Below are 17,402 nucleotides of genomic sequence, written 5' to 3' on the forward strand. Positions count from 1 at the left end.
AGCATCATTTAGCGCTGTGTCGGCTGCGGCGACGGCCCCGGACTATCACGTCGCACCGGCTGGGGTGAGGACGGTTGCGCTGAGGGTTGCGGCGGCTGAGGTGGCGCCTGCGCCATGGGCGTTGGCACCGCCCCAGGGGCCATCGCGGTCTCGGGAGGCTTCGAACGGGACAGCGCGAAGCGGGTGGCCGTTGCTGTGCCGCCTGCCCCCAGGACGCCGGCAAGAACCGCGGTTGACGCCATCAGAGAGGGATCGTCGCTTGCTGCGACGAGCCGCGCGGCTCCCTGGTAGTTGTTGAGATTGTGGCCCGGCCCAATACCGAATTCGCCACCTTCGGGCGTGGTTACTGGGCTGTTGAGGGTCACCGTAACCCGGTTTCGGGCGTCCGGGTTCGGTGTACCGTCAGTGCCGGGCACCCAATCCTGCCTGTGCTCCAGGTGAAGAGCAGTGACGTCGGCGTCCGGAACAATGCCACCCACGGGAGACCCTGCGGTGAGGACATATTTCATGTCGTACTCGTTAAGGAATAGATCGTCGGCCGCAAGGTTCATTGCATGGATTCCACCTTGGCTGTAACCCACGGCCACTACGGGTGCCCCCTTTTCCGCGCCGGCAGCCTGCAAGGCACGCAACACCGCTGCGTTGACTTCTGCGGAGTTGTGGCCCAGCCCTTCAACGATGCCGGCTTCGTCGAAGGGATTCACGCCGCCAATTTCACGTCCGGCCTGCGTTCCTGGAATGACCACCACGTAGGCCTTCTGTCCCCCGTTATCCACTTCGACGACTTCGATGTAGCCTTCACCGCGTTCATCGATGATCCGTGCCCGTTCCAACAACGCAGCCGGAGAACCGTCGAATTCAATGGGCAGCGTTTCCTTCTTTTCCAACGTGACCGAACGCGGCTGAAGGATTCGGTTTGAACGCCCGGACACACCGGCGAGCAAAGGTACGGCCGCCGCAATATGCCTGCCCGCCGCCAGGTCTGCCGCGAGCGCTACCCAAAAGCGCTCCGGGGAGACTGCCAGCAAGGCAGCTATGGCAATAGGTCCCACGGCGAGTTCCGTGACTTCCCTGTTGGGAACCGGACCCAAGCCGAGGTCTACCGCCTGCCTGCCAAGGGTTTCGGGGCTCGTCAGTCCGCCGCCAATTCCGCGCGAGAATCCCGCCCACGCTTCCGCCGTTTCGTAGTCCCTTTTGCAGTCCCGCACCTGGCTGCTGATTCCCTGCAGCTCCGCACGGACGGCCTGGACGCTCCACTGCGCCTCTCCGACGCCAATCAGGGCCGCCGTTCCGGTGGGACGCGCTGCATCCTGGTACGGGCACAGGTCTTCCCAGATGTGGCGAACCTCCACTTCCACGGCAGCCAGCTCCCCCGCAGCGGCGTCGAGCTTCTCCGCCCCGCCCATGAGTTCCTCGAACTGGAATGCGATGCCGCCAATTCCGCCCCTGATTTCCATGCCCCCGTCCACGGCAGGCCCTGTCAGCTGGATAGGGCCGCCGCTGCCGGAGGGCGTCACCTCGGCCATCAGTACCGCCCCGCCGGGTTGCCGGCGGACGTTCCCACCGCCTGCGCGTGGCGTTTCACCGAAGCCAGCGCGTCCTCGAGCCGTACCCTCGCCCTCCCTAGAGCCACCTCCTGCAGAGCCACCGAGTTCCTGTACGCCCTCCCGGCAGGTGACTGCCAGTCCAAAAGCTGGATCTCGCGAAAGCCGCCGAGAACCTTTTCCACCCTCCCCAAGCAAAGGTCAACCCGGGCCGCCAACTGCTGAACCTCATAACCTCGGGACATGCATGCCGCCATGTCGGCTGCCGTCACGTCACTGCCCATGCCCGTTCCCCCCTCCCGGATACCCGCCCGAACTTCTCGTCCGCCAAGGCCAACTCCTGAACCCCGACGCTACGGAACGCCGCCCACACGGCGGAAGCACCGCCGTCGGCTATGTGGACAAGTCACGCCGCTGTTCACATCAGACGGACCGCTAAGCGGCACTGAAGAGTTCATGAAAGAATCAGCACATGCCTGAAACTGCCGCCACAGCTGATACCCGCACGCCCTCCGGACGCCTGGCCCTCGCCGCGTCACCGGACCAGATCGCCCTGGGTCCGTTGGACGGCCGTTACCAGTCCGCCGTCGCGCCCCTCGTTGACTACTTGTCCGAAGCAGCCCTGAACCGTGACCGCGTGGCCGTGGAAGTAGAGTGGCTCATCCACCTGACAAGCAACAATGTCCTTCCCGGCGCAGGTCAGCTCACCGCGGAACAGCAGGAAAAGCTCCGCGCGATCGTCACCGAATTCAACTCGGCCTCGGTGTCCGAGCTCGCCGAAATCGAAGCCGTCACCGTCCATGACGTGAAGGCCGTGGAGTACTACATCGGCCGCCGCCTGCCCGCCTTCGGCATCGAGAACCTGACCGCCATGGTCCACTTCGGCTGCACGTCCGAGGACATCAATAACCTCTCCTACGCCCTGGGCGTCAAGGGCGCTGTGGAGGACGTGTGGCTGCCCGCCGCACGTGCGCTCGTAACCCAGATCAGCAAGATGGCTGAGGACAACCGCGCGGTCCCCATGCTGTCCCGCACGCACGGCCAGCCCGCCACGCCCACCACCTTGGGCAAGGAACTGGCCGTCATCGCGCACCGCCTGACTCGGCAGCTGGACCGGATCGCGAAGACCGAATACCTGGGCAAGATCAACGGCGCCACCGGCACCTATGCAGCCCACGTCGCTTCCGTTCCCGGCGCTGACTGGCAGCACGTGGCCAAGTCCTTCGTCGAGGGCCTGGGCCTGACCTGGAACCCGCTGACCACCCAGATCGAAAGCCACGACTGGCAGGCCGAGCTCTACGCCGACGTCGCCCGGTTCAACCGGATCCTGCACAACGTCTGCACGGACATGTGGAGCTACATCTCCATCGGCTACTTCGCCCAGATCCCCGTGGCCGGCGCCACCGGATCCTCCACCATGCCGCACAAGGTCAACCCCATCCGGTTCGAGAACGCCGAGGCGAACCTGGAGATCTCCTCCGGACTCCTGGACGTGCTGGGCTCCACCCTGGTGACCTCCCGCTGGCAGCGCGACCTCACTGACTCCTCCAGCCAGCGCAACATCGGTGTGGCATTCGGCCACTCCCTCCTGGCGATCTCCAACGTGGCCAAGGGCCTTGACCGCCTCGATGTTGCCGAAGACGTGCTCGCCGGGGACCTGGACACCAACTGGGAAGTCCTGGGCGAGGCCATCCAGATGGTCATGCGCGCCGAGGCGATTGCCGGCGTCGAAGGCATGGAAAACCCGTACGAGCGGCTCAAGGACCTCACCCGCGGCCAGCGTGTGGATGCCGCCCGCATGCAGGAATTCGTTCAGAGCCTGGGCCTCTCCCCCGAGGCCGAGGCGCGGCTGCTCGCCCTCACACCGGGCAAGTACACCGGCATCGCGGACCAGCTGGTGGACCACCTCAAGTAAACAAGTCCGCACGGGCACAAGAAGTACGCCGGCGGCGCCGGGCTCCTGAGGGGGCCCGGCGCTTGTTTGTTCCCGCCCAGTTGCTCGATCAGGATCGGTCGTTTCCGGGCGACACGCGGTGTCCTGCCGCTTTCGGGCGGAACGAACTGGGCAGGAACGCTCGACGTCGGACCGGCAGGCAGACGCCGGATCTCGCCGCCGGATGCGAAACTGGAGTCATGAAGCTGCTCCTCATCCGCCACGGACAGACCCCCGGCAACGTACTCGGCCAGCTGGACACCGCCCACCCGGGGCCGGGGCTAACCGAGCTGGGAGAACGCCAGGCCGAGGCCATGGCACAATCCCTGGCCAACGAGCAGATAGGCGCCGTGTACGCATCCACACTTCTGCGGACCCAGATCACGGCCGCCCCGCTGTCCCGGCTCCACGGGCTTGAGGTTGAAGTCCTGGATGGGCTGCACGAGATCGAAGCAGGGGCACTGGAGAAACTGACCGACCACGAGTCGCACATGCGCTACATGGGGACAGTGTTCGCGTGGGCAGCCGGTGACCTGGACCGCAGGATGCCTGCCGGCCCGGACGGCCACGAGTTTTTCGAACGGTACGACGCCGCCATCAACCGGGTTGCCGAGCGCACGGCCAGCAATGGTGGCTCCGCCGTCGCGGCCGTGGTGAGTCACGGCGCTGCCATCCGCATCTGGACCGGGCTCCGCGCCGCCGGCGCCGACCATGAGTTCGCGGCCCGCCACGTCCTGTCCAACACGGGCATCGTGGCCCTGGAAGGGGACCCCGGCGCCGGTTGGAAGCTGATCCACTGGGACGGGAGCCCGGTGGGCGGCCTGGCTCTCGCGGATCCGACCGCCGCGGACCCCACGGGCGGCGCCGCGTAGCCGCTGGGAAACACTGGACGCCATGTAGCGGGGCGTCCATGATGAAGTCAGGCATGAGGCTTCCCCAGGGGACCACGGCCAGTGGTGCCAGCCCTTGCCGTGGAGGCGCAGTGGAATGTCACGCGAAACCGCACCGGCTGCCCAGGGAGGGGCTGCCGGTCCGTTCGAGGCCAACGATTCCTTCTTCGCGGACTACTACGAGCACGTCGCGGCGGAGGACCTCCTGGACTACAGTCCGGAGACCCTGGGCCGGCGGGCTCGGTACCACGCGGCATTAGCGGGCATCCGCGCTCCCGGACAGTCCGTCGTCGGGGTCCTGAACGAAACCGATGCGAGCATCGTGATGGTGGTCGCCAATGACATGCCCCATCTGGTTCACTCGGTGACAGCCGAGCTGACCAGGGAGAGCGCGTCGATCCGGCTGCTCGTCCACCCGACATTCCGGGTGCGGCGGGACCCTGAAACGCATGCGTTGCTGGACGTCGCGCATGGGCCTTCGCGGGCTGGGCTGACAGCGGCGAACGCGGGCCACGCGGAAATCCCGGACGTCCGCCCGGACGAGCTGGGTGGGGACCAGGAGCGGACCACGGAGACCTGGGTGGCCGTGGAAATCGGCAGGCTGACTGGGGACTCGGGCGCCGAGGAAGTCATCGCGAACCTCCGCGGGGTGCTCGCCGATGTGCAGGCAGTCGCCGAAGACCTCCCAGCCATCCATGCCCAGGTGACGGCCGCCGTCGGCTCCGTTGACGGATTCCCCAGCGCCACGGTCCCGGCCCCGGATCAGCTCCGGGAACTGCTGCTCTGGCTGGACAACGGCAACTTCGTGTTCCTCGGCTACAGCGAATATGAGCGCACGACGGCGGGCGGCCGGGATGCCCTGCGCGTGCGGGCGGGCGCAGGGCTGGGGCTGCTCCGGGAGGACCGTCCGGAAGGCGGGACCGGTCCGGCCTCCGGCGCACCTCACACAGAGGGGCCCGGGGAGGCAAGCCTCCACAGCCCGCGGGCACTCACGCTCGCTACCTCGGATCTGCGTTCCTCCGTCCCCCGGCCCGCCTACCTGGACGAGATCCGTCTTCGGATCCTCGACGATGGCGGAGCCGTGGCCGGAGAGCGGCGCTTTGTGGGCCTGCTCGCCCCGGGCGCCACCGGCCAGTCCGTACGCCGCATTCCGGTGGTCCGGGACAAGGTCCTGGCCGTGCAGGAACACCTTGGTTTCAAGACTGCCTCGCACCAGGGCAAGGAACTGCTGGCGGTGCTGGAGTCGTTTCCACTCGACGAGCTGTTCCATATGGAAGAGCACGATCTGGCCCAGCTGGCCACGGAGATCCTGCGCCTGCAGCAGCGCCGCCAAACGCGGCTTTTCCTGCGGCCGGACAGCATCGGCCGCTTCATGTCCGCCCTGGTTTTCCTTCCCCGGCGCCGCTACAACACTGCGGTCCGGCTCAGGATCGAGCAGGAACTCAGGCACGCCTTCAAATCCCCGTCCATCGAGTTCGAGGTCCGGCTGGGCGACTCCCCCATGGCCCGGGTGTTCTTCCGGATCCTGCTGGGCCCCGGGACGCCAGCACCCGACGTCGACCCCCTGGAGCTGGAGCGGCGTGTAGTGGCGGCAAGCCGCTCGTGGACGGAGGGCCTGGACGAGTCCCTCCGTGACCGATTCACCGCAGAGGAGGCGGCGCGACTCTCGACACTGTGGCAGGGCTCGTTTCCGCCCGGCTACCGTGCGGACCACGACGCCGAGGACGCGGTCCGCGACATCGCCGCCTTCGAGGAATTCGACCTTGACGGGACGGGCGGGCGGGCGCTGGACAACCCTCTGTTGACTGTCTATGTCCGGCCGGAAGCCACGCGGCCGCCGGCAGAGGACGCGCGGATGCGCCTCTACCTGACCAGCGCCCAGAGCCTCACCCGATTCCTGCCATTCCTCCACAACCTGGGGCTTGAGGTGCTGGACCAGCGTCCTTTTGAGCTTCGGCGCGCCAGCGGCCAGGATCTCTTCCTCTACGACCTCGGGCTGAAGTACCCGCCCGGCATCGATCCCCTGGAAACCAGCATGCTGCTGGCGGATTCGTTCTGCGCGGCCATGCGCGGAGACATCGAGTCGGACGGCTTCGATGCCTTGGTGATCAGGGAGGCGGTCAGCTGGCGCCAGGCCGTGGTCCTCCGCAGCTACGCCAAATACCTGCAGCAGCTGGGCACCCTGAATTCCTATGGCTTCATGGCGGACACCCTGCTGTCCAACACACGGGCCACGCACGCACTGCTTGCGCTGTTTCACGCCAAATTCGTTCCCGGCATTGACTGGACCCGGCGCCTCCACGACACGGCCGCCGCCAGGAAGGAACTGATGTCCGCGATCGAGGAAATCCCCAGCCTCGACGCCGACCGGCTGCTCCGCACGTTCATGAACCTGATCGAGGCCACACTCAGAACCAACTACTTCCTGGACAGGCCCCATGTGAGCTTCAAGCTCAGCCCGGCCGCCATCCCCAACGCACCGTTTCCGAGGCCCAAGTTCGAAATCTGGGTGTACTCGCCGCGAGTGGAAGGGGTTCACCTGCGCTTCGGCATGCTGGCCCGCGGCGGCCTGCGCTGGTCGAACCGCAGCGAGGACTTCCGCACCGAAGTCCTGGGGCTGGTCAAGGCCCAGAACGTCAAGAACTCGGTCATTGTGCCCACCGGGGCCAAGGGCGGCTTCTATGCCAAACGGCTTCCGGATCCTGCGATTGACCGGGCCGCATGGATGGCCGAGGGGCAGGAGAGCTACAGGATCTTCATCAGGGGAATGCTCGATCTCACGGACAACCTCCTTGGTTCCGGAAACGGCGGCACAGTGGTGGCCCCCAAGAATGTGGTCCGGCACGACGGCGACGATTACTACCTGGTGGTGGCCGCAGACAAGGGGACGGCTGCTTTTTCGGACACCGCCAACGAGGTGGCCCACGCGTACGGCTTCTGGCTCGACGACGCCTTCGCCTCCGGCGGGTCCGTAGGCTACGACCACAAGGAAATGGGCATCACGGCCCGCGGCGTGTGGGCGTCGGTGAAGCAGCACTTCAGCGAGCTGGGCCTGGACACGCAGCAGGAGAATTTCACGGTCGCGGGCATCGGCGACATGAGCGGCGACGTCTTCGGCAACGGGATGCTGCTCTCCCGCCATATCGTGCTGGTGGCGGCCTTCGACCACCGGCACATCTTCCTGGACCCAAACCCCGATCCGGACACCTCTTATGCAGAACGCCGGCGGCTTTTCGGGCTGCCCCGGTCCTCCTGGGCCGAGTATGACGCCCGGGCCATCAGCGCGGGCGGCGGCGTCTACCCCCGGTCCGCAAAGACCGTACCGATCAGCGATCCGGTCCGGGTCGCGCTGGGCCTCGAAAGGGGCCGGAGCAGCATGGCGCCGCAGGAACTCCTCCAGGCCATCCTGCGCGCCCCCGTGGATCTGATCTACAACGGCGGCATCGGCACGTACATCAAGGCCTCCAGCGAAACCCAGGCCGAGGTGGGAGACAAGGCCAACGACGCCATCCGCATCAATGGACACGAACTGCGGGCCCGGGTCATCGCCGAAGGCGGTAACCTTGGCGTCACCCAGCGGGGCCGGATCGAAGCCGCGCTGCACGGAGTCCTCCTGAACACCGACGCGATCGACAACTCGGCCGGCGTCGACTGTTCCGACCACGAGGTCAACATCAAGATCTTCGTCGATGCGATGATCGCGGCAGGACTGATGCGCCGGGAGGAGCGGACCGGGTTCCTGCATTCGCTCGCCGATGAGGTGGCCAGGCTCGTCCTGAAGGACAACACCGAGCAAAACGCGCTCCTCGTGGCCGAGCGGCAGCTCGTGCTGAACTGGAGCCCCGGGTTCGAGCGGACCATGGACTGGCTGGAAACCACGGCCGACCTGGACCGGAACCTCGAAGGGTTGCCGAGCACGGCGGCCCTGCACGCCCGCCTGGAGCACGGGGAAGGACTGACCTCCCCCGAACTGTCCGTGCTGGCCGCCTACGCCAAGATCGAACTGGCCCGGGAACTGAACGCCAGCGACCTCGCCGACGACCCCTGGTTCCACCAGGCCCTGCGCAGCTATTTCCCCCGCCAGATCGTGGAACGCTTCGGCGCCGAACTGGACAGGCATCCGCTGTGCCGTGAGATCGTGGGAACCGTCATGGCCAACGACATCGTCAATATCGGCGGAATTACTTTCGCGTTCCGCGCCATCGAGGAAACCACGGCCAGCGCCGCCGCCGTTGCCAGGGCCTTCGTGGTCCTGCGGGAGGCTTACGATCTGGATTCGATAGTCGCGGCCCTCGCCGCACTTCCCCCGGAATTCCCCAGCAAGGAAAGCGCCGGGGTGGCCCTGCACATGCGCAGGCTTTTGGACCGCGCCACCCGCTGGTATGTGACCCATGACCACAGGGACCAGCCGATCTCCGAAGCCTTGGCCCGCATCAAGCCGACTCTCGACATCCTGCGAACCAAGACCTCGCACTACTTGCGCGGGGCCGATCTTGACCTTGTGGAGGACCGCCTGGCGCACTGGGACAGCGTCGGTCTGCCCGCGGAGCTCGGCAAGCGGGCGTCTGATCTGCTGGAAAGCTTCGCTCTCCTGGACATCTCGCTCATCTCGGAACAAGTCCGGGAGCCCGTCACCGCGATCATCGACGTGCATTTCGCAATCTTCGAGCGGATTGGCGTGGTCAGGTTGTTGCTTCGCATAACGGACCTCCCCAGGGCGAACCGCTGGGAAGCCCTTGCCCGGGCGGCGCTGCGCGACGATGCCTATTCGGCCGCCGCCGACATGACCACGTCCGTCATGAAGTCCACTCCGCAACAAGCTGCAGGAGTCGATGCCGTGGAACGTATCGTGGCCTGGGAACGCGGGTACCAGGAGCAGCTGGCCCGGATTAAGGACACGTTTGCTGAAGTGACCAAACCAGGGGACGTGGACATCGCTTCGATCTCCGTCGCCCTGAAGCTGCTGCGAACCCTGGTCCGCCGGTAGCCCCTAGTTCTCCGGACGCTTACGCCAAGGAAACACCACGGTAACCGCGGCTTCGTAGGCTTGATCTGCATCACCCTTCAGCGAAACGAGGCACTCATGCAGACCAACCCACGGCTCAACATCAGGCAGGTCACCTGGGCCAACCCCGTGGGCGCCGATCTGCGCAGGGCCCAGCAGGCGGAACTGGACGCCCGCTTCGGTACCCCTGACCACGAACCGGGGATCCCGCCGTCGGGCGCTGACTGTGCCGTGTTCCTGGTGGCGTACGACAAAGGCTCGGGACAGCCCGTGGGCTGCGGCGGACTCAGGCTCCTGGACAGCGCCACGGCCGAAATCAAGCGGCTCTACGTGCTCCCGTATACGCGCGGCTCTGGCGTGGCCAGCTCCATCCTGGCTTCCCTCGAAGCGGAGGCGCACAAGCAGGGCATCACACGCATTAAGGCCGAAGCAGGCTCGGCGCAGCCGGACGGCCGGAACTTCTACGAGAACTCCGGCTTCGATTCCGTCCCCAACTTTGGCGCTTACGTGGGCGTGGAGCACTCGTACTGCTACGCCAAGTCGATTGACTCGCACAGCGCCGCCCACACTGCCATGGCCTGAGCCAATTCCTGGCGGCGGCCCGTTACACAACAACTGCCACCACGTAACCTGCGCCGCGGCACGCTAACCTCGCCATATGGAATCCACTGACATCACCTTCCGCACCCGCAAATGGATCCGGCCGGAGGACCTGAACGCCAACGGGACCCTCTTCGGCGGAAGCCTGCTGAAATGGATCGATGAGGAAGCCGCAATCTACGCCATCCTCCAGCTTGGCAACGGCCGTGCGGTCACGAAGTACATCTCGGAGATCAACTTCGTGAGCTCCGCAGTGCAGGGAGACCTTGTGGAAATGGGCCTGACGGCGACGCGCTTCGGACGAACGTCATTGACGATGCGCGCCGAAGTCCGCAACATGATTACGCGCCAAAGCATCCTCACCATCGAAGAGATCGTCTTTGTGAACCTCAGCCCGGCCGGCAAGCCCGAGCCCCACGGCTACACCGAAATCACCTATGAGCGGGACCGGATTCCCACGCATCACCTGACGGAAACCCTCATTCAGGACTGACGCCGGCGGAACGGGCCCCGCGCGGGGCGGGCGAGACCCGAGCGGGCGTGCCGGCAGCCGGGATGCCGGCCGTTTGCGATGGATCCCTGGGGCGTACGGCATAGGATCGATAGCCGGACCCATTGAAAGGACCCTCTTGGCCAAGCTCTACTTCCGCTACGGCGCCATGAACTCTGGAAAGTCCACCGGGCTCCTGCAGGCCGCCTTCAACTACGAGGAGCGCGGACAGCGCGTCCTGCTGGCCAAGCCTGGCGTGGACACCAAAGGCGATACGGACATTGTGTCCCGGCTGGGCATGACACGGTCCGTGGACTTCCTGCTCTCGGCCGCCACCCCCGTGCGCGAACTTTTCGCCGCCCATGCGGCCGGCGATGACCCGGATGCGCTGCTGGAGCACGTGGACCAGAAGCCGGTGGCCTGCTTTCTGGTGGACGAGGCCCAGTTCCTGACGCCTGACCAGGTGGATGACCTGTTCCGCATCGCCGTCCTGGACAACGTCCCGGTACTGGCCTACGGCATCAGGACGGACTTCCTGACCCATGCGTTCCCGGGATCACGCCGGCTTCTGGAGGTGGCCCACACGCTGGAAGAGCTCAAGACCATTTGCCGGTGCGGGCGCAAGGCCATCTTCAACACGCGGCGCGTTGGCAACGACGTGGTGTTCGACGGCGACCAGGTCGCCATCGACGGCCAGGACGTCTGGTACGAATCCCTCTGCGGTTCCTGCTACCTCGAAGAGTCCGGCGGCCGGCTGGGCTCCTGAGGCCTGGCGCCGCGCCGGCACCCCCGCCCGGCAACCCTCCCGGCGCCGGACTACATCCGGCTCAGCTCACGCCCGGCGAACCCGCCGAACCCGGCACCCGCCGCACCCGCCGCCAGAGCGCGGGTGCCAGCACTACGGCGATCCCGACGGCGGCGCCGATCACCGTCTCGACGATCCGGTCCCGCAGCAGGCTGGTGGGCGAGGCCGGCGCCACCAGGAGCGTGGAGATCAGGGCCAGCGGCGTCACGAAGACCTGCGCCAGCAGGTACTGGCGGGCAATGAACAACTCCGCACCGAACTGTCACAGAGCCATAACCAGCACGGTCTGCCACGGTTCCAGGTTCAGCAGCAGGATCCCGGCCAGCACCACGAGTCCAAGCACCGTGCCGATGATCCTCTGGACGCCGCGGCGGACACGGTGCACCGTGGTGTGCCCCACCAGCGGCACCACCGCAGCCACCATGGCCCAGTAGTTGTGGCCAAAACCCAGCCTTTGGCCGGCCAGGGTGGCCAACGAACCGGCCAGCCCGGCCGCCACGAAATAGCCCAGACCCTCCAGCCAGGCCGTCCGCCGCTCATCCGGAGTGCGGCGGAGCGGGCGCGGCCAGACCCAGCGTGTGCGGTGGCTGGGCAGGAGCCGCGAAGAGAAGCCGATCAGCAGGCAGAGGGCGGTGGTGAGGACGGCAACCAGCATGCCTTCCCAAAGACGCGGCTGGTTGGGGATCGAGGCAATGGCCGCGAAGGCGAAGATGTGGAACAGGGACCCGGCAGGCCGCAGCCGAAGCCAGGAGATTGCCACGGAACACCCGCCGGCCACCATGGTAGTGGCCAGGACCAGGAGCCAGGTGGTGCTGACCCCGTCCAGTCCCCAGGCACCGCCGGCGCGGGCCGCGAGCGAGGCCAGGAGGATGACGAACAGCATCAGCAGGCCGGCGCGGAGTTGAAGGAAGAATCGCGAACCGTGCGGCTCGCCACGGCCGTAGATCCCGGTGAATGCGCCGAAAGAGGCAAAGATCGCGAGGTCCAGCCGGCCAAGCAGCACCAGCGCCAGGAGCGGGACAAACACGCCCACGGCGCACCGGAGGGCCGGGTGGTGGTCCTTGTTGGCGGGAGCGATGCTGAACATCTCAGCGAGGATCTTCACGTGCTGATGGCGCCTTCCTGCAGTGCAACCGGTACATCACTGGCGGGCTGCCGCGCTGACGTCCCCATCGATCCTACGCCGCAGCCTGTTCCCACAATCGGAACGGCAGGGCAACGCCGCCGAAACACCACCCTGTGATCCTTGAGGCATGAAGCCCACCGCAAGGAACCCTGCCGCGGCTGATTTGAGCTGTGAAGTCTGCGGCCTGATGCCGGAACCCACCAAGGCCCGCCTGACCTTGGCCAACGTGGCCGTTATGCTCCCGATCGAACTGCTGGTCCACGCCCTCGTGGTGGGAACGCACCTGCCGTATCTTGCCAAGGTGCTGGTCCTCACGCTCACGGCCACCGTGCTGGTGATCTGGGTGGCGGAGCCCTCCGCCGCCCGGATGCTCCGCGGCTGGCTGCACGCGCCGGCGCTCCGGCACCACAGGAAGCTGGGCAGCGCACCGGCGTTGTGGCGGGCGCGCACAGTACTGCAGGACCACCCGGGTTCGCTGCAGAAGATCACCCGGGCGCTGGCCCGCCTGGACACCAATATCCTCAGCATCCACGTTCACCCTGTTGCCGGCGGCGTGCTGGACGAGTTTGTGCTCTCGGCGCCGGGGAACCTCTGTGAACGGCACCTGCTGGAGGCACTGCACGACGGCGGCGGCTCAAGTTCGCGGGTCTGGCCCACCACCGCGCTGGCCATGGCGGACGGTCAGACGAAGGCGCTGAGCCTAGCGGCCAGGATCGCCGACGCCCCGGACGAGCTGCCGCTGGCAGTCGCCGAGCTGCTTCGTGCCCGCATCCTCACCCCCGCAGAGGCCACCCTGGAAGCGGACGACGCCGGCACCCGCCTGAAGATCCCCACCGCCTGGCACGGACCCATCACCTTCGCCCGTCCCGGCGAACCCTTCACGCCCGCCGAGTCAGCCCGCGCGCACCGGCTCGCCGAGCTCGCCGAAATCCTGGCCCACCGGCCGGCGCCAGCACCCCGCATGTAGGTCCCAGCCAATGTAGGTAGCGCTATCTGTCGTTATAGGGCCTCAAAACGACAGATAGCGCTACCTAGTTGGGTTATATCCGGATGGTCAACGCGCCGGGCTCAATGGTCATCAGGACGTGCTTTCCGTCGCCTTCGTGGTCGCCGTCGAGCTGGTAATCGTCATTGTGCTCAAGCGTGATTTCCACGGACTTGCCTTGGTAGTACTCCACGGACGTGTCTTTACCGCGGCCCTTGCCGATCATGCCGGCCACTACGGAGAACCACCCGAATTTCCCCCTGGGTGCCAGCACGGCCACGTCCAGCAAGCCGTCATCCATCTTGGCGTCCGGGAAGATCTCCAGTCCGCCCTGGACCTTGCCGCAGTTGCCCACCATCACGCTGCGGACCCCGCGGTGCACTACTGTTTTGCCGTCGAGGACGATGGTTGCCTTCACCGGCTTGCCCGGCAGGTTCCGGATACCGGCGTCCACGTAGGCCAGCCAGCCCACCTTGTCCTTGAGGTCCTCATTGGTGTCGGCCATGATGGTGGCGTCGTAGCCCACTCCGGCCATGACCAGGAAGACCTGCTCCTTGTCCGGATCATTGCGGGCGGCCCGGACCACGTCGATCTTCCGCTCGGTGCCCGCCAGGGCCCCGGCCATGGCGCCGTCAAAGTCCGTGACATCCATGCCCAGGTTCCGGGCGAAGAGGTTTCCCGTGCCGAACGGAAGCAATCCCATGGGCACGTCCCCGCCGGAAAGGACCTCGGCCACACACCGCACGGTGCCGTCGCCGCCGGCCGCAATAACGACGTCGGCCCCTTGCTTGAGTGCCTCCTTCGCCTGGCCGACGCCGGGATCCTCCTTGGTGGTCTCCAGCCAGATGGGCTCGCCCCAGCCATTCTCCGAGCAGTGTTTGGCCGCCAGGGCACGGACGTCGATGTCCACCGGCTTGGCAGGATTGATGATGATGGCCGGGCGCTTGAGGGAAGTGGAGCTGTTGGCTGTCATGGTGTCCTTCGCTGACGTGGGAATTGGGCCTTGGGGACAGCGTACTTCGCTAGAGCGCCTTCACCGCGCCCAGCACCTTGGCCAGGGAATCCTTGGCATCGCCGAAGAGCAGCGAGGTCTGCGGCTCGTACAGGAGCTCGTTCTCAATTCCCGCGAATCCTGGCCGCATGGAGCGCTTCAGGAAGATCACCTGCCGGGCGTCGGCCACTTCCAGGATGGGCATGCCGTAGATCGGCGAGCCGGAGGACGTCTTCGCTGCCGGGTTCACCACGTCGTTGGCGCCCACCACCAAAGCGACGTCGGCCATGCGGAACTCGGAGTTGATCTCGCCCATCTCCTTGAGCGATTCGTACGGCACGTTCGCCTCGGCCAGGAGCACGTTCATGTGCCCGGGCATGCGGCCGGCGACGGGATGGATGGCGAAGTCCACCTCGATGCCGCGGGCTTCGAGGGCCAGGGCCAGCTCGGCTGCGGTGTGCTGGCCCTGCGCCACCGCCAGCCCGTAGCCGGGCACGATGATCACCCGCTGCGCGTAGCCCAGGAGCACCGCCACGTCCTCCGCGCTGGAGGACCTGACGGGGCGTTCGCTCACGGCGGTGGATCCCGCCGTCGAACCTCCCTTGAAGGCGCCGAACAGGATGCCGGCCACGCTGCGGCCCATCGCGGCGGCCATGGCCCGGGTGAGGATGGTACCGGAGGCGCCCACCAGCGTGCCGGCCACCACCAGCAGCACGTTGCCCAGCACCACGCCGGACGCCGCCACGGCCAGACCGGTGAACGCGTTCAGCAGCGAGATGACGATGGGCACGTCCGCGCCGCCCACCGGCAGCACCAGCAGTGCACCCGCGGCCAAGCCCAGCACCATCAGCAGCACCGCGAGCGCCAGGGAACCGGTCAGGACGACAGCGACGGCGGTGCCCACGGCGGCGAGCAGCACCGCGGCCATCACCAAGGGGAGGCCCGGAAAAACGATGGGCCGGGTGGTCATGAGTTCCTGGAGTTTGGCGAAGGTGACCCCGGATCCGGCGAAGGATACGGCCCCCACCAGAAGGGTGAACACGATGGCGAGGCGGACCCAGGGGTCGGCGGTGTGGCTGAGTTCCAGCAGCGCCACCAGGGCTGCGGCGCCGCCGCCCACGCCGTTGAAGAGGGCCACGAGCTGCGGCATCTGGGTCATCTGCACCCGCCGGGCCACCGGCGCGGCCACGGCGGTCCCCACCGCGATGGCACCGATGATCCAGGGGATGTTGTCGAGCCGGGCGGAAACGAAGACCGTGACGACGGCGAGCAGCGCACCGAAAGCACCGATCAGGTTCCCCCGCCGGGCGGTCCGGGGCGAGCTGAGGCCGCGAAGCGCCAAGATAAAGAACACTGCCGCGGCGAGGTAGAGGAGCGAGGTCCAGACTGGATCGAGGAGGGTCACTTTGCTTCCTCCCTGCCGCTGGCTTCCTTAGCCGGAGCTTCCTGGCGGACGACGTCCTTGCGGGCACGGAACATGTGCAGCATCCGGTCCGTCACCACAAAGCCGCCCACCAGGTTTGCGGTGGCCAGGACCACGGCCAGCAGCGCCACGGCCAGAATCCACGGGTCCGCGGCCTGGCCAGCCACGATGATGGCGCCCACCAGGATGATGCCGTGGATGGCGTTGGCTCCGGACATCAGGGGCGTATGCAGGGTGCTGGAGACCTTGGAAACCACTTCGAAGCCCACAAACACCGCCAGCACCGTGACCGTCAGCAGGCTCATGCCGTCCATCAGATTCCCCCCTCGTTCTGGATGCTGTCGTCCTGGATAGGGACCCGGGGCGCATGGTCGGGCAGGGCGGGGACAAGTGCCGCCAGGGCCTCGGCCGTGGGCAGGTGCCGCACCGCGCCGTCGTGCGTGAGGCACGCGCAGGCGATCACGTCGTCGTCGAAATCGGGGGCAACGGTGCCGTCCCGGACCATCAGGGCGAGCAGGTTGGCCACGTTCTTGGCATACAGGCGGGACGCATCCTGCGCCATCGCGGACGGTGCGTCCTTCAGCCCCACCAGCGTGACGTGGCCCTGCCCGTCGGCGGTCGGAACCAGGATGTCCTCGCCGGGAACAGCGCCCTCGACGTTACCGCCGGACTCCGCAGCGAGGTCGACGACGACGGAGCCGGGGCGCATGCCCTGCACCATTTGGCGGCTCACGAGGAGCGGTGCGCGCCTGCCCGGGACGGCCGCCGTCGTAATCAGGACATCCGCCACGGCGACGTGCGGGGCGAGGAGTTCACGCTGGAGGGCGCCGCGGTCGGCACTGAGTTCGCGGGCGTAGCCACCCGAAGCCTCCGCCGTTTCCAGATCCAGTTTGATGAACGTGCCGCCCATCGACGCGACCTCGTCAGCGGAGGCGGGCCGGATGTCGTTGGCAGAGACCCGGGCCCCCAGCCGTTTAGCTGTGCCGATGGCCTGCAGCCCGGCAACCCCGGCGCCTAGCACCAGCACACGGGCAGGCGGGACAGTGCCGGCGGCAGTCATGTACAGCGGGAAAAAGCGCGGCAGCCGGATGGCGGCTTCCAGCACGCAGCGGTAACCGGCCACCAGGGCCTGGGAGCTGAGCGCGTCCATGGACTGGGCGCGCGAGATGCGGGGCACCAGTTCCAGGGCGAAGGCGGTGACGCCGGCCTCGACGAGCGCCTGCACGGTGGCGAGTTCGGACGACGGCGAGGCCAGGCCAACGGTGACGGCGCCCCTCTTTAGGGCTGCCGCCGTCGGGGGTTCCAGCGGGCGGACGTGGACCAGGACGTTCAGTTCGCCGGGATCCAGGTCTTGGACGACGCGGGCGCCGGCGTCGGCGTAATCGTGGTCTGAGTGGCCGGCGGCGGCCCCTGCTCCTGCCTCGATCAGGACGTTCAGGCCAAGCCCCGCCAGCTGCTTGACCGTTTCCGGCGTGGCGGCCACACGCCGCTCACCCTCATGACGTTCCCGCGGTATGCCCAGTTTCAAACCGCCAACTCCCTTACGGACGTAGTTGGCTCGAGTCTATGACCCCTTGCGCGAACTGGCAGCTAATTCCCTCAGATTCGCG

12 protein-coding genes and 1 pseudogene are annotated in these 17,402 nt (G+C 66.9%); 7 read left to right on the forward strand and 6 right to left on the reverse strand.

Annotated features, from left to right (window positions below; genetic code table 11):
* Positions 1 to 8 precede the first annotated feature (8 nt).
* The gene (locus NG701_RS03390) at positions 9 to 1,526 is read right to left on the reverse strand and encodes a hypothetical protein (protein WP_252564547.1); all 1,518 of its coding nucleotides are present in this window, start codon (positions 1,524 to 1,526) and stop codon (positions 9 to 11) included.
* A gap of 490 nt (positions 1,527 to 2,016) precedes the next feature.
* Here NG701_RS03390 and purB point away from each other — a divergent pair, with 490 nt between their 5' ends.
* The 6 genes from purB (at position 2,017) to NG701_RS03420 (ending at position 11,228) form a co-directional block, all read left to right on the forward strand.
* Positions 2,017 to 3,459: an adenylosuccinate lyase gene (gene purB, locus NG701_RS03395; protein WP_252564549.1), complete on the forward strand. Its 1,443-nt coding sequence runs from the start codon at positions 2,017 to 2,019 to the stop codon at positions 3,457 to 3,459.
* A gap of 218 nt (positions 3,460 to 3,677) precedes the next feature.
* The gene (locus NG701_RS03400) at positions 3,678 to 4,349 is read left to right on the forward strand and encodes a histidine phosphatase family protein (RefSeq protein WP_252564551.1); all 672 of its coding nucleotides are present in this window, start codon (positions 3,678 to 3,680) and stop codon (positions 4,347 to 4,349) included.
* Positions 4,350 to 4,464: 115 nt separating this feature from the next.
* The gene (locus tag NG701_RS03405) at positions 4,465 to 9,354 is read left to right on the forward strand and encodes an NAD-glutamate dehydrogenase (RefSeq protein WP_252564552.1); all 4,890 of its coding nucleotides are present in this window, start codon (positions 4,465 to 4,467) and stop codon (positions 9,352 to 9,354) included.
* Between the two features lie 96 nt (positions 9,355 to 9,450).
* Positions 9,451 to 9,954 (forward strand): GNAT family N-acetyltransferase, encoded by a 504-nt coding sequence (locus tag NG701_RS03410; protein WP_252564554.1) that lies wholly within the window; start codon positions 9,451 to 9,453, stop codon positions 9,952 to 9,954.
* A 76-nt stretch (positions 9,955 to 10,030) separates the two neighbouring features.
* A complete protein-coding gene (locus NG701_RS03415; protein ID WP_082575848.1) occupies positions 10,031 to 10,465 on the forward strand; it encodes an acyl-CoA thioesterase in 435 nt (144 codons plus the stop codon).
* A gap of 136 nt (positions 10,466 to 10,601) precedes the next feature.
* A complete protein-coding gene (locus NG701_RS03420) occupies positions 10,602 to 11,228 on the forward strand; it encodes a thymidine kinase (RefSeq protein ID WP_252564557.1) in 627 nt (208 codons plus the stop codon).
* 61 nt (positions 11,229 to 11,289) lie between these two features.
* Here the strand turns inward: NG701_RS03420 and NG701_RS03425 are convergent.
* A pseudogene (locus NG701_RS03425) lies at positions 11,290 to 12,372 on the reverse strand (FUSC family protein).
* Between the two features lie 148 nt (positions 12,373 to 12,520).
* Between NG701_RS03425 and NG701_RS03430 the strand changes: the two are divergent.
* Complete coding sequence (locus NG701_RS03430) at positions 12,521 to 13,360, forward strand: ACT domain-containing protein (protein WP_252564559.1); 840 nt, start codon at positions 12,521 to 12,523, stop codon at positions 13,358 to 13,360.
* A gap of 73 nt (positions 13,361 to 13,433) precedes the next feature.
* On the opposite strand, the gene NG701_RS03435 is transcribed toward NG701_RS03430, so the two are convergent.
* Genes NG701_RS03435 through NG701_RS03450 form a run of 4 tightly spaced genes read right to left on the reverse strand, consistent with a single transcriptional unit; the run spans position 13,434 to position 17,320 of the window.
* Positions 13,434 to 14,351: a diacylglycerol/lipid kinase family protein gene (locus NG701_RS03435; RefSeq protein WP_252564561.1), complete on the reverse strand. Its 918-nt coding sequence runs from the start codon at positions 14,349 to 14,351 to the stop codon at positions 13,434 to 13,436.
* 49 nt (positions 14,352 to 14,400) lie between these two features.
* Positions 14,401 to 15,774 (reverse strand): NAD(P)(+) transhydrogenase (Re/Si-specific) subunit beta, encoded by a 1,374-nt coding sequence (locus NG701_RS03440; protein WP_252564563.1) that lies wholly within the window; start codon positions 15,772 to 15,774, stop codon positions 14,401 to 14,403.
* Positions 15,771 to 16,106 (reverse strand): NAD(P) transhydrogenase subunit alpha part 2, encoded by a 336-nt coding sequence (locus NG701_RS03445; protein WP_252564565.1) that lies wholly within the window; start codon positions 16,104 to 16,106, stop codon positions 15,771 to 15,773. Before NG701_RS03445 ends, NG701_RS03440 begins: the two co-directional genes overlap by 4 nt.
* Positions 16,106 to 17,320, reverse strand: a complete 1,215-nt coding sequence (locus NG701_RS03450) for a Re/Si-specific NAD(P)(+) transhydrogenase subunit alpha (RefSeq protein ID WP_252564567.1) — start codon at positions 17,318 to 17,320, stop codon at positions 16,106 to 16,108. Before NG701_RS03450 ends, NG701_RS03445 begins: the two co-directional genes overlap by 1 nt.
* Between the last annotated feature and the right edge of the window lie 82 nt (positions 17,321 to 17,402).

This window comes from Pseudarthrobacter cellobiosi, assembly GCF_023913815.1.
GTDB classification, from domain to species: Bacteria; Actinomycetota; Actinomycetes; order Actinomycetales; family Micrococcaceae; genus Arthrobacter; species Arthrobacter cellobiosi.